A 22,444-nucleotide genomic window follows, 5' to 3' on the forward strand; every position below is an offset into this window, starting at 1 on the left:
GGCTACTTGACGGGAGGGATGACCCTCGCAGCACTCGGCCCTCGACTGGCAGCAAGCGAGGCCAAGGCGAAAGTGGTCGTCGTCGGCGGCGGCATAGGCGGTGCCACGGCCGCCAAGTACTTGGCCGCCAGCGCGCGAACAATCGAGATAACGCTGGTTGAGCCAAATCCGAACTATACGACCTGCTTTTTCAGCAACCTTTATCTCGCCGGGCTATGCTCGCTCGAGTCGCTTACGCACGGCTATAAGACGCTGGCGCAACGATACGGCATAAATGTCATTCATGACTCCGTGGCAGCGGTTGATCCGGTCGCAAGAACCGTCGGGCTTAAGAGTGGTCCAAAATTACCTTACGACCGCGTCGTCGTTGCCCCTGGCATCGCTTTCAATTACGACGCCCTCGCGGGCTATGACGAGGCGGCGACGCAGGTCATTCCGCACGCCTGGAACGCGGGCCCACAGACGCAGCTGCTGCGACGGCAACTCGAAAGCATGGAGGATGGCGGCGTCTTTGTGCTCGTCGCACCCCCCAATCCGTTCCGCTGCCCGCCCGCCCCATACGAACGCGCCTCTCTGATTGCTTATTATTTCAAACAGTACAAGCCGCACTCGAGGATCCTGATCCTTGATGCAAAGGACAGCTTCAACGCGCAGGATCTATTTCTGGATGCGTGGGAGCGACACTATCGGGGTATGATCGAATGGCTACCTGCCCAATTCACCGGTGGAATAAAGACCATCGACGTGAAGGAGCGATCCGTCAAGACAGCGAGCGAGACGTTCAAGGCCGCGGTCGCAAATGTCATACCCCCGCAAATGGCCGGCCAGTTCACGCAGCAAAACGGCCTCGCGGATAAATCTGGCTGGTGCCCGGTCGATCCCATAACGTTCGAGTCGAAGCTACAGCCGGGAATCCATGTCGTTGGCGATGCGACCAGTGCGGGTGACATGCCGAAATCGGCGTTTGTTGCGAATAGCCAGGCCAAGGCCTGTGCATTTGCCATCGCCGAGGCACTTGCCGGGTCCGAGCGCGTTCCGCCTCGTTTGTTCAACACTTGCTATACTCATCTTGGTCCCGACGATGCGGTGAGCAATGCTGTCAGCTTCAAGCCCGTGGCCGGAACGATCAAGATCGTCGACAATTTCGTCAGCCAGGTGCAGGAAAGCGCCGAAACCCGCCACCGGACCGCACGGGAGGCGCAAAGCTGGTACGCTGCCTTTGTGCGTGACACGTTCGGCTATGCCGCTTTCTGATTTGAAGTGGCCGTGCTGCGAGATGCAGGAGCGCTCTCCGCCGCGGCGGACGGAACTGGTTGGGGCAGCCGCTCCAACCGCAGCGAATTCAGGACGACGATGATGCTTGAGCCGGCCATCACTGCCGCCGCCAGCACTGGCTGGAGGACTCCGACCATCGCCAGCCCAATCGCGATGAGATTATAACCGAACGCCCACGCCAGGTTGGTGAGAATGGTCGCGCGAACTGCGCGAGCGACGTCGATCACCCACGGCAGCGTCCGTAGCCCCCCGGGTGGGAGCACGACCGCTGCGGCCTCGCGAGCGAGGTCCGTCGCCGAACCGACGGCGATCCCGACATCGGCTCCGGCCAACACCGGCGCGTCATTGAGGCCATCGCCGACCATCGCTACCATGCCATGGTCATGCCGGCGGCGTTCCAGCGCCGCGCGTTTGGCATCGGGTGTGAGGCCCGCCTCGATATCGCCGCTCTCAATTCCGACCGCAGCGGCAATCCGCACTGCGGCTGCCGGAAGATCGCCGGTCAACAGCGTCACGCGCACCCCACGGCGGCGCAGCGCTTCGACGGTCGAGCGCGCCTCCGGCAGCGGCGTATCGTCAAGTGAAAGCACAGCATATGCCCGCTCGTCCCAGCCGACATAGATCACGGAATGGCTGCTCGCTTCACGCCGTCTCCCGTACTCAGCCAGATTTGGCGTCAGCGACCAACCCAACTCCCGCATCAATGCGGCGCTGCCTGCCGCTACGATCCGACCGTCCGACTTGCCACGAATGCCACGCCCCGGCACGACTCGAACGTCGTGGATGGCGACTGGCTTGAGCCCGCGCGCAGCTGCCGCTGCAGCTATAGCGCAGGCCAAGCCGTGCTCGGAATGGCGCTCCAGTCCGGCGGCATGCGCGAGCACCACATCGGCGCTGGTTCCATCGCTGTCGATAGCGACAACGCGCGCCTGACCCGAGGTGAGCGTGCCGGTCTTGTCAAAGGCGATCAGCCGGATGCGCGCCAGCACCTCAAGCGCGGCCGGGTCGCGCACCAGGCAGCCGTGTCGGGCCAGCCGTCCGATGCCCAGCGAGGTGGCCATCGGTGCCGCCAGCCCGACTGCGCAGGGACAGGCCACCACCAGTACCGCAAGGCCGATCAATAGCGCACGGTCGAACGGTAAGTGCCGCGCCCAATACACCGACGCTCCAATGCCCAGCACGAGAATAATCGGCACGATGACGCCTACAATGTTGTCGGCGAGACGCTGGCTCGGGCTGCGGCGGATCAATGCATCCCGTACCGATCGACAAATCTGCGCCCAGCGGGTCGCGTTTGCCAAGCCGCAGCTTTGGATTAGGAGCGGCCCGTCAAGATTGATGCTGCCGGCGATCACATGCGAGCCGACGCCCTTGGCGATCTGCCGGCTTTCGCCTGTGATCAGGGCCTCGTCAGTGTGCGATTCGCCCTCCATGATCACGCCGTCGACGGGAATGCGTTCGCCCGGCCGAACTCGAACCAGCACACCTGCGTCAACCTCGCGCACCGGCCGGCGGTACTCTCCGTCGCCAATGACGACGGTGGCCCACTCACTTTCCGCGGCCAAGAGCGGCTGCAGGTCACGCGCCGCCCGTGCACGCCCGGCGGCGTCGAGGTAGTAGCCCGCTGTGAACAGCATCAGCACCATGGTGGCCGTATCGAAGTAAACCTGCGGGCTGCCCTCGATGGTGGCAAAAGCGGAATAAAGGTAGGCGGCGCCGACGCCGAGCACGATGAGTGCCGAGGAGGTCAGGCGCCCCTCCATGCCGTGGAGCCACGCCTCGCGCAGAAACGGTCCGCCGAGAATGATCACCGCGGGTGTTGCGAACAGCCAGAGTAGAAGATGAATCCAGGGAAGCATCTCGGCATCCGCGCCGCTGAAGGCGTCGCTGTACAGGAGCAGGCTGAACAGCATGATATTCATGGAGAGAAAGCCGCCGACACCGAGCCGAATCAGCAGCCAAGCGGCCTCCCATTCCTCGGTTTTGCCGTGCTTGACCTGGTAGGCGATACAGCAGCCGTAGCAGCAGAATGCGCAAGCCTCACCGTTCACCGTGCGTCGCATCGCCCGCCGCCCGATGGGTAACAGGCAGTGGCTGCACAGCGCATGGTCCTGGGCCGTCATGCTGGTTCTGTCCAACCATGCGCGAAGTGCACGGCGAAGGGCAGGATGCCGCGGCCAACGGTGACGAGACCGAGCAGCAGAATGCAACTGCCGGCCAGCCACACGCCGCGCTGCCGCCACGCCGGCGCCAGCGCTCGGCCGACGCCGCCCATCAGAAGCATTGCGGGGAAGGTCCCAAGCCCGAACGCTGCCATGGTGAGAAAGCCCGGCAACGCTCCGGCCGTGCTCGTCGCCTGGGCGGCAAAGGCGTAGACCAGCGGACAAGGCAGGAAGCCGTTGAATACGCCAAACGAGAGCGGGGCGGCATGTCCCGGCGCCGTCAACAGGCTGCGCAGGGATGCCGCGAGGGTGCTCGCGCTGGAGCCTGTCGTGATGCGATGCAGACGCGGCAGCAGACCAAAGAACTGCAGCGCCATGGCGATCATCAGCAGTCCGGCGAGGATCGCGAGAATCCGCTGACCGGTGTCAAGCGGGCCGCTCAGCAGCGGGACTGTCGTTCCCTGCGGCGTGCATATGACCTGGCCGAAGGCGCCGGCGAGTCCGCCGAGAAAGCAGTAGGTCGTCAATCGACCGGTATTGTACAGCAGATGGCGCAGAACTGTCGCGCCGTGTCCCTCCGGATCGCGGCCCAGCGCGCAAGCGAACCCGCCGCACATACCGATGCAGTGAAAACTGCCGGCGAACCCCGCTGCGAAAATGACAATATAGGCGGTCATCGCAGACGCCCTGTTTACTCATGACCCGCAAGCTTTAGCCGCACTGTCCCCTATTCCCGAACGAGGTAAATCAGCCAGGCGCAGAAGCCGACGGTGCAGATCCCGTAGATCAGGAAGGCGACGACTTGGGATGGGCCTGCATCAGCCAACAAGAAAGCGGTGTGTTCCAACATGGTCCCTCCGTCAGCGCAGGGAAATCAGCACCACGTTCATAGTCAACTCAGCCGCCAGGAACAGCAGGTTCAGGCCCGCGACCACGAGAACAATCTTCGCTGCCAGCATGTCCGTTCTGCCTATTCTAACAAGATTCTAACAAGTCCCAGCTTCAGCCGGCCGCCTAAGGCCGCCCCGGCCCAACGCCACCCCAATAGGCGTACATATAGTACAGGCCCCAGGCGAACAGGACCGCGTAGGTGATAAGCAGCCACACCGGGATATATCCAACGCGGGCCTGAATGGTGCCGCCAGCATATTCCTCCAATTCCGGAGGCGAACTCTCACGCACCTCCAGCTTGGGGTGCGTCGGGCTTTCCGGGTCGCTCTGCTGCAGGTCCGTCATCGCCGACCTCCCTTTGATAGAATCGTAAAGCTGCTTCATCTGCCCCGTGGAACGCGCCTGAGAATACGCCCCAAACGAAGATGCAGACCGCGCCGAGGCTCATCATCAACGCGGCGAGATAGGGGCCTACGATCTCGAAATTGGTGATCATGGTTCATTCTCCTTGGCGGCCGCTCAAGGTTGTTTGGCCGCGGCCGCCCCACGCGGACTGCCACGCGCCGCCTTCGATCCGCCGGTCCTCTGCGCGCGCCCGTTCGGAATATAGGCTTTGTCCGGCGTGTCCGCTTGCAGTTTGGGATCGTTGAGCGCGGTGCGATCGGCGGGCGCGATCGGGAGCGGCTCGCCCGTGATGGGATCCGTGAAGGCGGAGAGCGAGAGCACGTAATAGGCGAGCGCCCAGCGGTCTTCCTCTGGCAGCGAGTCGCGGTAATTAGGCATCGGCGTGCCGCTCAACCCGGTCGTCATGGTCCGGAAGATGTCTTCGACCGCCGGACCTGACTTGAACTGGCCGGTGGTCAGATCGGCGGGCGGGATCGGAAAGCCGAGATCGTCCTTCAAGCCGGCAGCCTTTTCGCCGTCGCCCCTGCCCGTATTGCCGTGGCACTCCCAGCATTTGGCGATCTGCCAGACCTCTTTGCCGCGGACGAGGATCTGTTGCGACGGGGTCGGCGGCCGTTGGATATGTAGGGGAGCGCCCGGCGGTTCCTCGATAAAGAACGAATATGGCTTCGCCGGATCGGAGCGATCGACCGCGAGCTCATATTTGATGTATTGGATGACCGCGAGCCGATCCGTCAGCGGCAGCTCGTACCAGGGCGGCATGGCGGTGCCGCGCACGCCGCGCGTGATCGTGCGCAAGAGATCGCCGTCGGTCGGGACAGGTTCCTTGGTCAGCCTGAACTTGAAGACCGCCGCTGCAAAGCTTCGCGGCCGCTGCCGATACAGGAACGTCGCAGCGGGGCCGTTCCCGTCGCCCTTGGCGCCATGACAGCCGACACACCGCCGCTCATAGACGACCCGGCCATAGGCAATCCACTCGGAAGAGCGCGGCAGCGTGGCCTGCGTCACCTCAAGCTGCTGCGGCTCGAACACGTCGCGCCATTTGCCACGGTTCATGCCGAGTTTTTGCAGATAAGCAATCAGACCTTCGAGTTCTTTCGTCTCGGCCGCGATCATGACCGTGTTGCCGATATATTCGTTATTCGGGACAATGATCGCCGGAGCTTTGTCGCGTGCTTCCAACGGGACGAACAGCAGCCCGCCGGCGTTCGGCGTGAGTTTGACCTGCACCTTGCTTGAAAAGTCGAACAGCTTTTGTGTGACCGCATTGTTTTCCAGCGTGCGATTTCCGGCCCCGTCATCGACGATCTTGACCGGATCCCGGGGCGTGTCGAACAGCCCCCGATACGGCGCCATGATCGAGTCAGGCAATAGCTCACGCGGATTCCAGAAATGGGCGAAATGCCACTCGTTGCTGTATTTGAGCCCAACCCGGGTCAGGTCCGGCCCGATGCGCCGGGTGCCGAACAGATGCGGCACATCATAGGCGTATTCGCCGGCCTCGCTCACCGGGCCCCAGCGGCGCGTCTCGCCGGTTACCGGGCGCACATACTGCGAATGACAATACCAACAGCCCTCGCGCAGATAGATTTGGCGGCCGAGCTGCTGCGTCGGCGTGTAATCGGTGGCGTCGCTGAGCATCCATTTGAGTTGGCCGTAATCGGTACGGACGACGGCAGTCACCTCGGTGGTACGGGCCGAGGGCTCGATGAAGGGGAGAACGCCCTGGGTAAGCACGGCGAGGAAGAAGAAGATGATGCCGGCGACCAGCGCGACGAAGCGCGCGCTGATGGCTTCAGGCCTCCAGCGCCACCAGGCACGCCACCGGGCGGCGCGGCTTTCGCCCACTCCACCACGCGGCCGAGTGCTGTCGTCATGTGCGCTCATTCGGCCGGCCTCCCAACCGGGATCACTCCGGGCTCAATCGCCGGCGCGGGGGCCACGACCTGACTGGTCAGCGCCGTCATTGCCAAATTGATGACCAAGAGAGACATGCCGATGTCCATGCTGATGCCGGACATCGTGCGCACCAGCCAGTAGGGCTGCATCCACACTACGGTGTCGAGCCATTCGGTGCCGCTCATCCACTGAAAGCCCTGCTGCAGGCCGGCGGCGGTCAGCACCAGGCCCATGGTGGAAATGCCGACGGTAATCAGCCAGAACGACCAATTGCCAAGCCTGAAGGACCATATTTCGCGCTTGAATGCCCGCGGCCAGACATAGACCAGACCGCCCATCGCCCAGACCACGAAGGTCCCGAATACCGTAAGGTGCGAGTGGGAGATGACGAAGTCGGAGAAGTGGGTGGGCTGCTGGATTGAGCGCAAGGCTTCGGTCGAGCCCTGGAAGCACCCGACGAGATACATCAGCGAGCCCATGATCAGGAACTTAGCAGGCAGGTTCCGCCCGAACTCGTGCCACTTGCCCGTCATCGTCCCGAAGAAATTGACCAGCACGGTCCACACCGGAATGATGAGAAGCATTGAGGTGATGATCGCCAGCGTTTCGGCCCAGTCGGCGATTGGACTGTAGAGATAATGATGGATGCCGACGAAGGGATAGAACAGGGCAAGGGACCAGAAGCCGACCAAAGAGAGCTTGTGCGCGAACAGCGGATTGTGCGCGCTAACGGGAAGGAAATAGTAGATCAGCACATAGCCGGCCGGCGTCAGCCACAGCCCGACGATGTAGTGGATGTAGAGACCGTGGAACGCCGCGCTGTTGATGCCGGAAATCGTGTACGGCAGGATAAAGCTGCCGAGTACGAGATTCATCGTCGTCCAGATGAAGGTGGCGATCAGGTACCAGAGCGCAACATAAAGCGGCGGCTCCAGTCGCTGCCCGATGGTGATAAGGAATTGCGCAGTCACCGTGGCGACGACGATGAAGATCGGGATTTCAGCGAACAGCGGAAGCTCGCCGGCTTCGAGACCGTGATTCTGGCCGAATGCCAGCGACACCAGACCGGCGAAAACGGCGATACTCCATAGCCAGGCCAGCGGAACGCCCAGTTGCGGCCAGACCACGCGGACGCCACACAGGCGCGGCACAAGATAGTAACATTCGCCGATGAACAGCGTGGAAAAGGCGCCGAAGATAACGCCGTTGACGTGCACAGGCCGCAGCCTGCCGAAGGTGAGCCCTATTGCGTTTCCGAGATAATCGGGATGATTGAAGAGGCTTGAGAGGGCGACGCCGATCGATGGTGTGACAAGGAGCCAGAACATTCCGAAATAAAGCCAGGTTCGGACCACCACCCAGTCGACCAGATCATCCAGATTGATGCCGGCGAACCTGCCGTGCAATCTCTCTGCAGGAAGCACTTCCGCCATGGAGCATTGCCCTTTGCTTGTCTGATAATGCGTTCTCTCCTGTTCTCAGTCAGCGCACCTTCGACAGCAATGACCCGCGCTAGAAGCCTCCGCTTCGCAGCATCGAAATCAGAACTTGCCCGGGTTCAACACCGAGCCGCTCTGCGACCAGTAGATGTACGCTTCCAAGGCCTTCATCGCTTCCGAGTCATCGGCGATCTTTTCTCCCTGGTTGGGCTTCTCGATGCACCAATTGATCATGTCGCGCAGCGTCGCGAACTTGGCCATCTGCGCTTGGTACTTCGGGAACGTAGCGGGGTGGGTATCGGCCGTCATGGGATGGCACATAGCGCATGCCATTCCCGTTTTGGACAACACGACATCCATCGCCTGCTCGGTTGCAGCATCGCCGTGGAACAGCAGGTCGCCCTTGCGGACCTGCTCCATAAACACTTGCTGGTAGGAGTTCAGCAGCTGCGGCGTCACCGGATCCTTGTGCGCTCCCGCAGGGCCGACCAGAACGGCAAGCGCCACGGCCGGGGTGGCGCGGAACAGAATGAAACGTGTAATGGGCGCGGTCATGACCATTCCTCCTAGTATGGCCAAATATTATCGGCGATCCGAGGCCGCAAAACCTCGGGAATGCTCTTCGCATAGTCATCCGGTGACTGCGCGAACACCTGCTTACGCCACATGATGTATTCGGCTTCGACTTTGTCCTGGGCGCTGACGTCGATCTTGGCCCATCCTACCCCGTCAAAGTGATCACCGGGGTCGACCCGGATCATCGGCTTCGTTAGCTTCGGCACCCCCTCCGGCGCGTACGGCCAAGGCCATGACGTTGCCAGCATGCCGATCGAGCGCATGGTGCCGATTTCGTTGTAGAGCACCTGATGCGTGTGACCGTGGATGTTGGTGACCTTGGTGTAGGGCTTGAGCACCTCGTTCACCTCGCGCCAGTCGCGCACCCAGAAGTTCCACGGCGGATAGTACTCGTAGAGCGGATTGTGGCTGAAGATGACGACCGGCCGGTTCCGGTCCCAATTGGCAAGCGTCTTCTGCAACCAGTCGAGCTGATCGCGGCCAACGCCCGCCCACGCGCCGGCAACCGTTCCGTCGAGCGTGGCCATGTGACCCATACGCTCCTCGGGACTCATCTTCCTCGCCGTCCAATAGTCCGGGCCGCGACTGACGGTGTCGAGCCCGACAAAGCGCACGCCCTTATGGTCGAAGGTCCAGTGGGGTTGACCGAACAGTTCGCCCCACTTCTTACCCATGTCGAGGTACCAATCGTGCTCGCCGGGAATGTAGACCTTGCGGATGTTGATTTCTTTCAGGATCTCCACACCGAGCTCGAGTTCCTCGACCTTGCCAAGCTGAGCCAGGTCGCCACCGAAAATCAGGAAGTCGGCCGGCGGACTCATCGCCTGCACCTCCTTGGCGGCACGCACCGTCTTCTCGACGAAACGCGTATTGAGGGACTTCGGATAGAGATGGGTGTCGGAGATCCAGGCAAACTTGAATGGCGCTTCGGCCGCATAAGCGATGTCGAGGGTGTTGAGCAGCGGCCACCAGGCGAAGGTCTCCGCTACGGTCGCGGCTCCGACGACACATGATCTGTGAACAAAGGTGCGCCGGGTAATCCGCAGCGAGGGGTCAGGATGCACCCCGGGCTGTTGGAGCACCGCAGCTATTTCACGCCGGTCGCGCTCAAGCTCGGACATGGGCTTCCTCCCTTGCAATGGTCGTTACAAGGCGTTGCTCCTCTCCACTCGGCGGCTCTGGCTGTTTGCCACCTCGCCAGATTTTCTTGTTTCTTCGGCTCGATTGTCGCCGGTCGAGCCGCAGAGCCCGTCACTTCGCGCCGGAACCGCCTTGAACCTGCGAGGCGCCCTTCTTCAGTTCGATATTCAGATCGCTCGCCTTCCCCGCCGCAACGGTCACCGTCTGTTCGTTCGGGCCGGTGAAGGGTTGGTACGCCACCAGCTTGTAGGTTCCGGCGGGAACGTCAGAGATGGTGAACTTTCCGTCGGCGCCGGTGACGGCGTAGTAGGGATTGTCGGCGACATAGATAAACGCTTCCATCCAGCCATGCGCGTCACAGTCGATGCGCACCTCGCCCGGCCGCGGCAATTCGACGGGAATTCGCTGACCCTGGTTGGGCAGGGCGAGGTTGAACACGGTGCGCTTGCCGTAATAGCCGTGCGTGTTGTGGAGCATCGGATCGCTATTGACGACGTCCAGCCCGCCCACGCGTATCACCTGAATGCTAGGTTCGAATTTGCACTTCTTGTTATCGATTTCCGGCTTCTTGGCGTCCGCCGGCCAGGCTTTTCCTTTCGCGATATCGGTCAGATACACGACGGCGTTCTGTACGCTCTTGTCCGGCCCGACCTGAATGAGCGTCTCCTCGTAGGGACCGCCGCACACCTCGATGTCCTTGGTCGGAATGACCTTGCGGGTGCCGGGGGTTCCGTTAAACACGATCTTGCCGGTGATCGATCCGCCGCCGGCGACCGGGCCAACTTCGTATGCTAGCGCCGGGAGCGGCGTTGCGACCGCCGCGACCATCGACGACACCCCGATCAGCCACTTCATGGCTAAGCCAGTCATCGCAGTACGCTCCTTGATCTTTGGTCTTTGATGTCCGCAGGAAAATTCGTCGAGAGCTAACCGCCATTTGCAGGGGCTAGGAAAATCAGAACTGCTTTGCGAGACCTTAAGCAAAGCTTATGAAGCCTGAGGACAAAAATCGTCTAAGAAATACCCGCTGAAACGGGAGGAAAGTTTGTGGCGGCTAAGCACCGCCGCAGCGGGGAGGCATTTGATGCGTCGCCGTCCCATATTTTCGAACCTCGGACGGGCAATCCCTTTCGGCATTGCTGTCGCGACCGCGTTGGTGTTGAGCCAACCGCTCGTGCGCGCAGCCAACTCGCCGGTGACGATCGGCGGCCCGTTCACACTCACCTCACCTGACGGCACGCCAGTCACCGAGCAGACCTACCGTGGCAAATGGCTTCTGGTTTATTTCGGCTTCACTTCGTGCCCCGATAGCTGCCCGACGGCGCTCCTCGAGATTGCCGCCGCGCTCACAAGGCTCGGCCCCCAGGCCGACAAGCTACAACCGCTGTTCATTACGGTCGATCCGCTGCGCGACACGGCGGCCGTAATGGGGAACTACACCCAGTCATTTGATTCGAGGATCGTCGGACTAACTGGCACGCCGCAACAGATCGCTGCCGTCGCCCAGGATTATGGGGTCTACTACGCACCCCGTCAGAACGGGCCAGGCGCCGATGACTACGTCATGGACCACAGCACCTATCTCTACCTGATGGACGCTGAAGGCAAATTCGTGCGCGGCTTTGACGCCGACACCCCAGGCGAGCGCATTGCCGAGGCGGTGCGCGGCGCCATGGCAAAGGCTCGCTAGAATGCAAGTCATCGCGGACGATCAACGCAGTGAGAGCGCGCCCTAATCAAGCGTCGCAGAAAATCGTAGGAAAGCGGCCAAGATCGTAGCACTTGGTTGCGGGGAGAGTCACGAACCCCCGACGGCGCATTGCTCACGCTGGGCGTCGCCAGATTTTCTTTGATCTCCCGGCGCACACATCGTGCATACGCCGCCACCTAACACATTGAAAGAATTGAGCTCCCGCTCCAATCCATCGTGGGCGCGAGGGAGAAGCGATAGTCTTGATACTTCAATACTTTACCTTATGTTTTTAATGTGATGGACCACGAACGTGCGCACCGCCCAAACTAGCCGAAATTGCACAGGCTTGTACCCCGGTTTGACCGCTCGGCGCACGCGGCGGCGGCCAACCGATTGAAATTCTCGTTGCATCGGGGCTGCGGAAAATCCCACGCCGGTCGCGGACGCCACGCCTCTTTTATTGGCGCCGGCGCCGTACTCACGTTTCCGAGCACGAAAATTGCATGGTACCACTTTGCCTGCACAGCGAGCAACATCATGAACCTGATCAATTTGGACATCCGCATGCTGCGCTCGCTGATGTCGGTCGTCGAAACTGGCAGCATCACCGAGACCGCGCGGCGGCTTGGTCGTACCCAACCTGCGATTACCCTTCAGCTGCAGCGCTTGGAGGAGCTCACTGGAAAAGCGATCTTCGTCCACGAGGGCCGCCGGTTGTTTCTGACGGCGGAAGGCGAGACAGTTCTGAGTTACGCGCGATCGATCGTCGGATTTCACGACGAAATGTTGTCGCAACTCGCTTCTCCGGACATCGAAGGTCACGTCGTGCTCGGCACCCCCGACCTCTATGCCGCCTTCATGCTCCCCTCGATCCTGAGGATTTTCCGCAAAGCCTTTCCGCGCGTTCAGCTGGAGCTGAACTGCTCCCTCTCGACACCTCTTGTCGGATGCGTGAAGCGCGGCGAGGTCGATATCGCGCTGGTGACGCGCATGAACGACTTCACCGGCGGACAGGTGGTGCGGCAGGAGCAATTGATCTGGATGACCGGGGAGCAATCCACGGCACATAACGAAAAGCCGATCCCCCTGGCGCTGCTGCCGCCGGGCAATATCTTTCGCGATCATGCGATCGAGCGGCTGGAAGCCTCAAGGCTCCGATGGCGCATTGCCTGCGTCAGTCCGAGCGTCGGTGGTTTGCAGGCCGCCGCTTTCGCCGGCATGGCGGTCACCGTCCTCGGTCGCTCCGCGCTGGTGCGCAACATGCGGGAGATCGGTGCCAGCGAGGGGCTGCCGCCGCTGCCGAAGGTCGATCTTCTGCTGTATAAATCGCCGACCGCGACATCAAAGGCCGCGAGCGCCCTGCACGACTATCTCGCGCACTATCTCAATCTCGATGACGAACTCCTGCTGGGCAAGGAGCTACCTTTGTCCACCGTTGACAGCGACGAACCCTGGTCAGGACATGCGGGGGCGAAACCGGCTCCAGGGCCGCGCGCACTCGAACGCGGCAGCGATACGCACAATCAAGCCCTCGTCGAGCCACGGCGCAATAATCTGAAGCCCGATCGGAAGCCCATCGGCGTCGAAGCCACAGGGAATCGTGGCAGCCGGCAACCCGGTCAGATTTATCGGCCAAGAGAACGGCGACCAACCTAGATGTCGGTCGACGGTGACACCGTCGATTTCGTCGACGCCCAGGGCGCCCGCAGGAAACGCCGTCACCGCAACCGTTGGGGTGACGATCGCATCGACCTTCCCGAATATTTCCAGGAACGACATGCGCAGGCTGTTTCGACGATAGCCGGCCTCGACATATTCGATGCCGCTGTAGGAAGCGCCCTTCGCGACCACGTCACGGTAGTCGCTGTCGGAGGCCATCAGCGCATTGGCACCGCGGGCCGCGACGGCTGCCGCCTGCTCGGTATAGGCGATCGGCTTCAGTATCCGTTCGAGCATGTCAGGTTCAAATTGAACGCAGTCGGGAACGATTCTGGCGCCGAGTGAACCGAGCGTCTCAACCGCCGACCGAAATGCTGTGCGAATATCAGGCGCCACCGCCGCATAGCCGAAGTCGGCACTGCTGCCAATCCTGATCCCGTCGAGCTTCGCCGGTGTCGCGTCAAAGCTACGCGCCGGCACCGGCAGACTGGCGGCATCGCGCAGATCGTGGATCGCAACCGCTTCCAGAAGAAGGGCGGCGTCGGCAACCGTGCGCGCGATTGGGCCGGTATGCGCCAGCGACGCCCACGACGGCGGCGAAAAGCCGGGCGATCTCGGGACCAGTCCGAAGGTCGGCTTGATACCGACCACGCCACAGAACGCGGACGGGACGCGGATCGAGCCGACACCATCAGTCCCGATCGCAAGCGGGCCACATCCGGCGGCAATCGAAGCCGCGGCACCGCCGCTCGATCCGCCGCTGGTCCGATCGCGGTTCCAGGGGTTGCGGGTGACACCGGACACCGGGCTGTCGGCGGTCAATTTGTAACCGGACTCGCAGGTGGTAGTCTTGCAGGTGACGATCGCGCCCGCCGATTTGAGCGCCGAAACCACCGCCGCATCGACATTCGGCACCAGATCCTTGTTGGCGGGCGCGCCGCCCAGCGCTGGTAGCCCGGCGACGTAGACGAGATCCTTGATGCTGACGGGCACTCCGGTCAATTTGCCCTGCGGTTGTCCTGAGGACCAGGCCACCGTGGCGCGGTCGGCGGCGGCGCGCGCCTGTTCATATGCCGGCGTCACGACCACATTGCAGGCAGCATTGGTCAGCTCCAGCGCCGATATCACGTCCTCGATGACGTCGCGCGGCGTGAACCGTCTCGTGCGATACCCCTCCAGCAATTCAACAGCCGCGAGCCTGGCCAATTCATTAGCCTCAATGGCACCGTCGGCGCGGACTCTTCCTGCTTTCACCGCGCACCTCACGATGTTTGAAGGGCTGACTTTACGGCCGCTTTCGCCATGACGGTCACGAGATGCGCGCGATATTCCGCATCCGCGTGGATATCGGAACTCAGGTTCTCAGCGCCCAGCTTGATCGCTGCGATCGCGTCAGGCGTGAACGTGCGCTCCAGCGCGGCTTCCATGACGGCGACGCGAAACACGCCTGGTCCAGCCCCGGTTACCGCGACCCGAACCTTTCCGGCTTTCTTCGCCACACACACACCGACCACCGCATAGCGCGACGCCGGCGATTTGAACTTGGCATAGCCTCCTGCGGAAGGCACCGGGAAGCGCACGGCCGTGATGATCTCGCCCGGCTCAAGTGCCGTTTCGAACAGTCCCCGGAAGAACGCGACGGCGGCGATCTCCCGGCGGTCGGTCACAACCGTCGCATCGAGCGCGAGCACCGCGGCAGGATAATCGGCGGAAGGATCGTTATTGGCGACCGAGCCGCCGATCGTGCCACGGTTGCGAACCGCGGGATCGCCGATTCCGGCTGCGAGGCTGGCAAGCAGCGGTATCTTGCTGCGGACCAGCTCCGACTCCGCGACATCGACATGGCGGGTCATCGCACCGACTGTCAGGACGTCGGCTTGAGCCGAAATCCCGTGTAGCTGCGGGATATTCGACAGGTCGATCAACGCGGCCGGCGCCGCAAGCCGCTGCTTGATGGTCGGCAGCAACGTCATCCCGCCGGCCAGCGGCATGCTGTCAGCAACGCCGCCAAGCAGCGCCGACATTTCATAAAGGGTGGTCGGCCTATGAAACGCAAATGACCTCATTTTCGCCTCCTCCTACTCTGCGGCGCGCGGCATCGTGGCGTCCTGAATGACCCGCCAGATCCGGTTCGGCGTCGCCGGCATGTCGACGTGAAGAACGCCGAGATGGGACAGCGCGTCGACGACGGAGTTGATAACGGCTGCAGGCGATCCGATGGTGCCGACCTCGCCACATCCTTTCACGCCCATCGGCGTGTGCGTACAAAGCGTGGAATGGGTCTTGATCGTCATATTCGGCAGGTGATCGGCGCGCGGCATGGTGTAATCCATAAACGACCCCGACAGCAGTTGTCCCGAGACGTCGTCATAGACGGCGTTTTCATACAAAGCCTGGCCCACGCCCTGAACGATGCCGCCATGCAACTGTCCTTCGACAATCATCGGGTTGATGACGGTGCCGACGTCGTCGACCGCGGTGTATTTCTCCAGCGTAACGATCCCCGTCTCGGGATCGATTTCAACTTCGGCGATGTGACAGCCGCCCGGATAGGTGAAATTGACCGGATCGTAATAGGCCTGTTCCTCCAGTCCAGGCTCGAGGATTTCAAGCGGATAGTCGTGCGGCACATAGGCAGCGCCTGCGATTTCCTGGAATGTCTTGCTGCGGTCAGTACCCGCAACCGAAAAGACCCCGGCCTCGAACTGAATATCGTGCTCGCTTGCCTCGAGCAGGTGCGCCGCGATCTTCTTGCCCTTCAGGACCACTTTATCGCTCGCCTTCGAGAGCGCGGCGCCGCCGACGACCAGCGATCGCGAGCCGTAGGTGCCCATGCCGAACTGCACACGGTCGGTATCGCCGAACACGATGTCGACGTTATCGAAGGCGACACCGAGCTTCTCCGACACGATCTGCGCGAAGGTGGTTTCGTGCCCCTGCCCGTGATTGTGGGTACCGATCAGCACCGTCACCTGCCCGGTCGGATGCACCCGGACAGTGGCGCTTTCGTAGAGGCCGCCGCGGGCGCCGAGGCGCCCGGCAAAGCGCGACGGCGCGAGGCCGCAGGCTTCGACATAGGTCGAATAGCCGAGGCCGCGGAACTTGCCGTCACGTTCCGACGCCGCCTTGCGTTGCGCGAAGCCTGCGACATCCGCTTCTGCAAGCGCGCCCTCGAGGCAGCCCATCGGATCGCCGGAATCATATTCGACGAGCACCGGCGTCTGATACGGATAGGATTCCTTGGCAATGATATTGCGACGGCGCAGTTCGACGCGATCGATACCCATTTCTTTGGCCGCCACATCCACCAGCCGTTCGACCACGAACGTCGCTTCCGGCCGCCCGGCGCCCCGATAAGCATCGACCGGCACCGTGTTAGTGAAGATAACCTTCACGTTGCAATAGATCGCAGGGGTCGTGTAGACGCCGCTCAACAATGGACCATAGAGATTGGTTGGGATGTTGGGGCCGAAGGTGGAGAGATAGCCACCCATATTGGCCAATGTGACGACCTTCAGCGCGAGGAATTTTCCATTCTGGTCCAGCGCCAGTTCGGCCTCGGTGACGTGATCCCGGCCGTGCCGGTCCGAGATGAAGCCCTCGGAACGGTCCGCCACCCACTTGATGGGGCGGCCGACCCGCTTCGCCGCCCAGGTGATCACCGCTTCCTCGCCGTAGTGGAATTGCTTGACGCCGAAGCCGCCGCCCACGTCGGGCGCCACCACGCGCATTTTCTGCTCGGGAATCTTGAGCACCAGGGCGCTCATCAAGAATCGCACCACATGCGGAAACTGGCTCGTGGTCCACAGCGTATAATGGCCGGTCCCGCCATTATACTCGGCGACTGCCGCGCGCGGCTCCATCGGATTGCCGATCAGCCGATTGTTGACGAGGCTGAGACGCGCCACATGCGCGGCCTTCTTGAACGCCGTCGCGACGGCGACCTTGTCGCCGAGCTCCCAGTCGCAGCAGAGATTGTTCGGCACGTCGTCGAACAGTTGCGGCGCGCCCGGACGAACGGCCTCGAGCACGCCGACGACGGACGGCAGCACTTCATAATCGATTACCACCGCTTCTGCGGCCGCGCGCGCGAGCTCCAGCGTATCGGCAATCACAAAGGCGACCATGTCGCCGACGAAGCGCACCTTGCCCTGCGCCAGCATCGGGAACGGCGGCTCCTTCATCGGCAGGCCATCCGAGCCATGAATACCCCAGCCGCAAGGCAGCGAGCCAAGCCCGTCGGCTGCGACGTCGTCACCGGTCAGCACGGCTTGGATGCCCGGCAACGCCAGCGCGGGCGCCTTGTCGATGCCACGGATCACCGCGTGGCTATGCTGAGAGCGAATGAACACGCCGAACGTCATGTCGACCCGCTTGATGTCGGCGACGTAATTGCCCCGGCCGGTCAGAAAGCGGAAGTCTTCCTTGCGGCGCGGTGCAGCGCCAATCCCGATCACGTTCGACATGACTATTCTCCGCTTCCCGGCGCATGCATGGCTGCTGCACCGGCCAGCACTGACGCCACGATGTTCTGATAGCCGGTACACCGGCAGATATTACCCTCGAGGCCGCGGCGGACCTCGGCTTCGGTGGGCGTCGGATTGTTCGTCGCCAGCGCCACCGCTGTCATCACCATGCCCGGGGTACAAAAGCCACATTGCAGGCCGTGATTTTGATGAAACGCTTCCTGCATCGGGTGCAGCGCGTTGGAACCACCCGGCCCGGACAGGCCTTCGATCGTCGTCAGCGTGCCCCCGTCGAGCATCGGCGCGAGCAAGGTGCAGCTCTTGACCGCCTCACCATCGAACAGCACGACACAGGCACCGCACTGGCTGGTATCGCACCCGACATGGGTCCCCGTCAGGTTCAGGTTCTCGCGCAGCAGATCGGCGACCAGCGTCGATGGCTCGATCTCAACCGTCCGCGACCGGCCGTTGAGTGTGAAACTGATTATCATGGGTGACCTCCCGTCATGAACGACATCAGGCGAGAACACGGGCGCGGCCCGCCGACCAGGTGGCCAGCAGGACATCGCCAACATTGAAGGGATCGCGGAAAAAGATTCGTTCCGGAACGTAGGCGACAAAATCTTCGTCCGGCACCGTGTCGAGCATCACCTTGACGAACGAGCCTTGATATTCGATCGCGGTGACCCGGCTCGGCAGCGCTGTCGCGCCGTCGTCGGGGCTGCCGGCATCGGCGCGCACCAATTCGATATCGTCGCGCCGCACCGCCAGATCGATGCGATCGCCCACGACCACTCGTGCCTCAGTGCCCAACCGGACCTGGATTCCGCTGCGGTTCGGCTGAGAGAGCACGACGAACCTGTCGCCGACCTTCTCGACCTTACCCGAAAGCACATTCTGCCCGCCCAAAAACTCCGCAACATAGCGATCGCACGGATAGGCATAGACATCGCGTGCCGGCCCCGATTGTTTGATCTTGCCTTTTTCCATCACCACGACGATGTCGGCGAGCGCAATCGCCTCGAGCTGAGTGTGAGTGACGTGAATGAAGGTGATCCCGAGCTCGCGCTGCATGCGCCGCAGCTCCTGCCGCATCTGTACCCGAAGCTGTTCGTCCAATGCAGACAGCGGCTCGTCCAGCAGCAGCACCCGCGGCTCGGTGATCGCCGCGCGCGCGAGCGCGACGCGCTGCTGCTGGCCGCCCGACAGATTGGCCGGCAAGCGATCCGCCAGCTCAGTCAGGCGCACCTTCTCCATCATCACGTCGGCGGCCTTGTAGCGCTCGGCCTTCGACTGCCCGCGCACCCGCAGCGCAAATGCGATGTTGTCGCGGACGGTGAGATGCGGAAACAGCGCGTATGACTGGAACATCATCGCGGTGCGCCGCTCGACCGGCGCCAGTCCGGCGACATTCCCGCCACCGATCACGATCTCGCCTGCGGTAGGCTCCTCGTGCCCGGCAATCATCCGCAGAATCGTCGTCTTGCCGCAGCCGGAGGGCCCGAGAAAGCAGCAATAGGCGCCGTCGGGAATCCTGAGATTGACGCCGTCGACCACGTTGGTGACGCCGTCATAGCTCTTGCAGAGACCTGCCAATTCGATATCGCCGGCGCCTGCGCGCATTCCAAGACCTCAATGACCTGTCGCGCGTACACCACGGCGCTTGTTGATGACGATGATGGCGCCGATGCAAGCGCCGATGATCACGAACGATACAATCGTAGTGACGGTACCAAGCGCGTATAGCGACGGCGAAGTCACGTTGAGCGTCATGCTCCATATCTCGAGCGGCAGGGTATTGAGCGAGCCGGAGGTCTGCAGCGTGCGGGCGAATTCGTCGTAGGAGAGCGTGAAGCCGAACAACGCGACCGCGACAAGGCCCGGCGCCAGCACGGGAATCACCACCAACCTGATGGTTTGCCAGCGGGTGGCGCCTAGATCCCGCGCCGCCTCCTCCCACACGCTGTTGAAGCGGGACATCACGGCGAACATCACCAGCACGCCAAACGGCAGCGTCCAGGACAGCTGCGCGCCGAGCGCCGATGTGTACCAGCTCGGGCTGATGCCGATCCACTGGAACAATAGGCCGATGCCGAGGCCGAGCACCAGCCCGGGCGCTACAAGGCTGCCGATCATCAGGTAGAACACGACCGTGTCGCCGAAAAAGCGGCGACGAAACGCCAGTCCCGCCATTAGTGAGACCACGAGCGTGATTACCGTTACCAGCGCCGCAAGCTTGATCGAGCGATCGAACGATCCCTTGACGTCGCCGGTGCGGACCTGCGTGAACAGATCGATGAACCAGTGTAGCGACTGACCCTTCATCGGAAATACCAGGCCGCCGCGGATATCCTGGAACGACAGGATATAGATGCAGATCATCGGCCCGTAGAGGGCGGCGACGTAGAGCGTGAAAACAACCGCGAGTGCGTAGAAGGTCCAGGGGCGGCGGTCGCCGCGCGCGACAGCGGAACTGCGCCGGGATCTGATCATGGGCAAATCAGCCTCGCCTAGAGCGACCGTCATTGCGTGATCTCCCGGCGGATATCGACGACGCGCAGGATCAGGGCGATCATGGCAATGAGAACGAGGGTCAGCAACACGGCACTCGCCGCGGCGATCGGATACTGCAGCACGCCAACATTTTCGTAGAACGCGCTGACAACCGAAGCGGAACCACCGCCGGACATCACCTTGACCACGAAGAAGTCGCCCATCACGATGGAGATCACGAAGGTCGATCCGAGCGCGATGCCGCTCTTCGACATCGGAATGATGATGTATCGCATCACGTCGAGCCGGCTGGCGCCCGCATCGAGCGCCGCCTCCACCACCCGCTTGTCGATGCGCGCCAGCGAATTGAAGATCGGCACCACCATGAAGATTGTTAGCTGGTGGACATAGGCGATGACGACCGCGAGCCCGGAATAGAGCAGCACTTCAAGCGGCTCCCGTATCACGCCGATTCCGAGCAGCGTCGAGTTGACCAGCCCCTCCTTTCCGAGCAGCGGAATCCAGGAAATCATCCGGATGATGTTCGACGTCCAGAACGGGATCGTGCAGATCAAAAACAGCCCGATCGCGAGCAGCTGGTTCTTGACGTGGAAGACGAGAAAATAGGCGACCAGGAAACCGATGATCAGCGTGAAGAGCCAGGTGAGAATCGCAAATTTGAGCGTCGCCACGTACAGAAGGAACGTCTGCGCCGATGTGAGCACGTCGACGTAGTTTGCAAGCGTAAACGTCGGTAACAGCCCACCGAAGCCATCGGTCTCGAAGAAGCTCGCGACCAGCACGACAAGCGTCGGTAGCAGGAAAAACGGGACCAGCACCAGCATCAGCGGCGTCACGTACAGCCATGCACTCAAATTTGGTCGCTGCATTACCTGGCCTGACTGGACTTCATTGTGGATCTCCGGAACGGCCTTTCGCGGCCTGCGACGCCCTCCGGCGCCGACAGGCCAGTCGGCTCAAGCGATCTTGAAATCGTTCCAGCGCTTGTTCATGTAGGCCGCTTCATCCATCAGCGTGTTCCAGCATGAGATGTTCTTGACCCGATCGAGGAACGAACCGCCGTCCCGCTTGGTGCCGGCCTTCTCCATCGGCACGCCATAGGGATCGTTGATGACCGAGGGCGCGGGCTTGCCGTCGTACCAGAAGTCCCACTCTGCCGCGGTCAGGAATTTCCTGGCCGTCGACGGCACCGGACTATAGTAACCGTAACGGCCGACGAAGCCACCCTGCCAGCCCGACAGATACCAGTTGAGATATTCGTAGGCTGCATCGAGCTTCTTGCCCGACAGGTGCTTCATCAGGCCCATGCCGTTGCACCAGCCGCGATAGCCTTCCTTGCCGTTCTTGACGTTGACCGGTGCGTAGACGCAAGGGATCTCCTTGACGCGGACCGCGGCGACCGCCGGTGACCACATCGACTGGATCACGACCTCGCCTGCGGCCATCAACTGCACCGACTGGTCGAAGGTGGTCCAGGTCGCGCGGAACTGACCTGCCTTTTTCAGTTCAATCAGCTTGTCGCAGGTGAAATCGATCTCCTGCTTGGTCATGTTGCCCTTGTTGCCGTACTTGATCATGCCGGCGCTTTCGAAGCAGAGCGCAGCGTCCATGATGCCAATCGCGGGAACGTCGAGGATCGCGGCCTTGCCCTTGAATTTCGGGTCGATCAGATCCTTCCATTCGGTCACCTCGTGACCGACGAGGTCGGGGCGATAGCCGATCGAGTCAGCGTTATAGACCTGCGGCAGGAAGGTCGCCCATTCGGTGACGCCATCATGCAGTTCGGTCGCATTGGGCTTTGCGATGTACATCGCCTCATACGGAGAGATGCCCTGCCGCGGAATTTTGTGGCCGTCGATCTCGCCCTTGGTGAAGATCGGCAGGATGTTGTCGAATTCCTTGATCTTCTTGACCTCGATGCCCTGGATCACACCGCGCTTGGCGGCGAGCTTGGCCTGCCACCCCTCGAGGTCGGCGATATCGACCGAGTCGGGCTGGCTGATAAAGCGGTTGATCGCAGCCGATGTATCGAGGTTCTGCATCGTGACCTTGAAGCCGAGGTCCTTTGCGGCCTGGTCTCCGATCGCCTTGACCACCGAATAGGAGACGCCGACATGGCGCAGTTCGATGTCCTTGATCTCCTGGGCCCAGATCGTCGGAAAGCCGCCGATAGCGTCGGAGCCGATTGCAGCGCCGGTTACCGCCGCGCCGGCCTTGAGAACGGAGCGTCTTGAAATGCTTTTCTTCTTCTCCGGAAGCCCGGATAAAGCGCCTTTCGCGTCACCATTATCATCATCATTGAACATCGTTCTCTCCGTCCGCGGG

Annotated in this window: 19 protein-coding genes and 1 pseudogene; 3 read left to right on the top strand and 17 right to left on the bottom strand. The window is 61.9% G+C overall.

The window, feature by feature from the left end:
- Positions 1-18 precede the first annotated feature (18 nt).
- Complete coding sequence (locus CP49_RS11535) at positions 19-1,254, top strand: NAD(P)/FAD-dependent oxidoreductase (RefSeq protein WP_057850367.1); 1,236 nt, start codon at positions 19-21, stop codon at positions 1,252-1,254.
- Here the strand turns inward: CP49_RS11535 and CP49_RS11540 are convergent.
- From CP49_RS11540 to CP49_RS11575, 9 genes are all read right to left on the bottom strand, one after another.
- On the bottom strand, positions 1,239-3,398 hold the full coding sequence (locus tag CP49_RS11540; RefSeq protein WP_245310652.1) for a heavy metal translocating P-type ATPase: 2,160 nt from the start codon (positions 3,396-3,398) through the stop codon (positions 1,239-1,241). The genes CP49_RS11535 and CP49_RS11540 overlap by 16 nt on opposite strands.
- A complete protein-coding gene (locus CP49_RS11545; RefSeq protein WP_057850368.1) occupies positions 3,395-4,114 on the bottom strand; it encodes a sulfite exporter TauE/SafE family protein in 720 nt (239 codons plus the stop codon). Before CP49_RS11545 ends, CP49_RS11540 begins: the two co-directional genes overlap by 4 nt.
- Before the next feature lie 50 nt (positions 4,115-4,164).
- Entirely contained in the window at positions 4,165-4,287 is a 123-nt protein-coding gene (locus CP49_RS48605) for a hypothetical protein (RefSeq protein ID WP_256380269.1), read from the bottom strand.
- Positions 4,288-4,451: 164 nt separating this feature from the next.
- Positions 4,452-4,673 (bottom strand): hypothetical protein, encoded by a 222-nt coding sequence (locus CP49_RS11550; RefSeq protein ID WP_057850410.1) that lies wholly within the window; start codon positions 4,671-4,673, stop codon positions 4,452-4,454.
- Between the two features lie 174 nt (positions 4,674-4,847).
- A complete protein-coding gene (locus tag CP49_RS11555) occupies positions 4,848-6,620 on the bottom strand; it encodes a cbb3-type cytochrome c oxidase subunit II (protein WP_245310653.1) in 1,773 nt (590 codons plus the stop codon).
- Positions 6,617-8,065, bottom strand: coding sequence for a cbb3-type cytochrome c oxidase subunit I (locus tag CP49_RS11560; RefSeq protein ID WP_057850369.1), 1,449 nt, complete (start codon positions 8,063-8,065; stop codon positions 6,617-6,619). Before CP49_RS11560 ends, CP49_RS11555 begins: the two co-directional genes overlap by 4 nt.
- Before the next feature lie 108 nt (positions 8,066-8,173).
- Positions 8,174-8,626, bottom strand: a complete 453-nt coding sequence (locus tag CP49_RS11565) for a c-type cytochrome (protein ID WP_057850370.1) — start codon at positions 8,624-8,626, stop codon at positions 8,174-8,176.
- A gap of 11 nt (positions 8,627-8,637) precedes the next feature.
- A complete protein-coding gene (locus tag CP49_RS11570; protein WP_057850371.1) occupies positions 8,638-9,768 on the bottom strand; it encodes a metallophosphoesterase family protein in 1,131 nt (376 codons plus the stop codon).
- A gap of 130 nt (positions 9,769-9,898) precedes the next feature.
- Positions 9,899-10,657, bottom strand: coding sequence for a carboxypeptidase regulatory-like domain-containing protein (locus CP49_RS11575; RefSeq protein ID WP_082645970.1), 759 nt, complete (start codon positions 10,655-10,657; stop codon positions 9,899-9,901).
- Between the two features lie 214 nt (positions 10,658-10,871).
- Here CP49_RS11575 and CP49_RS11580 point away from each other — a divergent pair, with 214 nt between their 5' ends.
- Complete coding sequence (locus CP49_RS11580) at positions 10,872-11,477, top strand: SCO family protein (RefSeq protein WP_057850373.1); 606 nt, start codon at positions 10,872-10,874, stop codon at positions 11,475-11,477.
- 567 nt (positions 11,478-12,044) lie between these two features.
- A pseudogene (locus CP49_RS42615) lies at positions 12,045-12,848 on the top strand (LysR substrate-binding domain-containing protein); the annotation flags it as partial.
- Positions 12,849-12,935: 87 nt separating this feature from the next.
- On the opposite strand, the gene CP49_RS11585 reads toward CP49_RS42615, so the two are convergent.
- The 8 genes from CP49_RS11585 to CP49_RS11620 all read right to left on the bottom strand — a co-directional run bounded on the left by CP49_RS11585 (position 12,936) and on the right by CP49_RS11620 (position 22,425).
- On the bottom strand, positions 12,936-14,393 hold the full coding sequence (locus CP49_RS11585; RefSeq protein ID WP_057850374.1) for an amidase: 1,458 nt from the start codon (positions 14,391-14,393) through the stop codon (positions 12,936-12,938).
- Between the two features lie 8 nt (positions 14,394-14,401).
- Positions 14,402-15,205 (bottom strand): FAD binding domain-containing protein, encoded by an 804-nt coding sequence (locus CP49_RS11590; RefSeq protein WP_057850375.1) that lies wholly within the window; start codon positions 15,203-15,205, stop codon positions 14,402-14,404.
- A gap of 12 nt (positions 15,206-15,217) precedes the next feature.
- Entirely contained in the window at positions 15,218-17,605 is a 2,388-nt protein-coding gene (locus tag CP49_RS11595; protein WP_057850376.1) for a xanthine dehydrogenase family protein molybdopterin-binding subunit, read from the bottom strand.
- Positions 17,606-17,607: 2 nt separating this feature from the next.
- Positions 17,608-18,096 (bottom strand): (2Fe-2S)-binding protein, encoded by a 489-nt coding sequence (locus CP49_RS11600; RefSeq protein ID WP_057850377.1) that lies wholly within the window; start codon positions 18,094-18,096, stop codon positions 17,608-17,610.
- Between the two features lie 25 nt (positions 18,097-18,121).
- Complete coding sequence (locus CP49_RS11605; protein WP_057850378.1) at positions 18,122-19,228, bottom strand: ABC transporter ATP-binding protein; 1,107 nt, start codon at positions 19,226-19,228, stop codon at positions 18,122-18,124.
- A 9-nt stretch (positions 19,229-19,237) separates the two neighbouring features.
- Positions 19,238-20,098 carry an ABC transporter permease gene (locus CP49_RS11610; protein ID WP_420807603.1) on the bottom strand — a complete coding sequence of 287 codons (861 nt, stop codon included), beginning with the start codon at positions 20,096-20,098 and terminating at the stop codon, positions 19,238-19,240.
- Positions 20,099-20,127: 29 nt separating this feature from the next.
- Positions 20,128-20,988, bottom strand: coding sequence for an ABC transporter permease (locus CP49_RS11615; protein WP_057850380.1), 861 nt, complete (start codon positions 20,986-20,988; stop codon positions 20,128-20,130).
- Positions 20,989-21,075: 87 nt separating this feature from the next.
- Entirely contained in the window at positions 21,076-22,425 is a 1,350-nt protein-coding gene (locus CP49_RS11620) for an ABC transporter substrate-binding protein (protein ID WP_057850381.1), read from the bottom strand.
- Between the last annotated feature and the right edge of the window lie 19 nt (positions 22,426-22,444).

Source organism: Bradyrhizobium valentinum, from assembly GCF_001440405.1.
GTDB classification, from domain to species: domain Bacteria; phylum Pseudomonadota; class Alphaproteobacteria; order Rhizobiales; family Xanthobacteraceae; genus Bradyrhizobium; species Bradyrhizobium valentinum.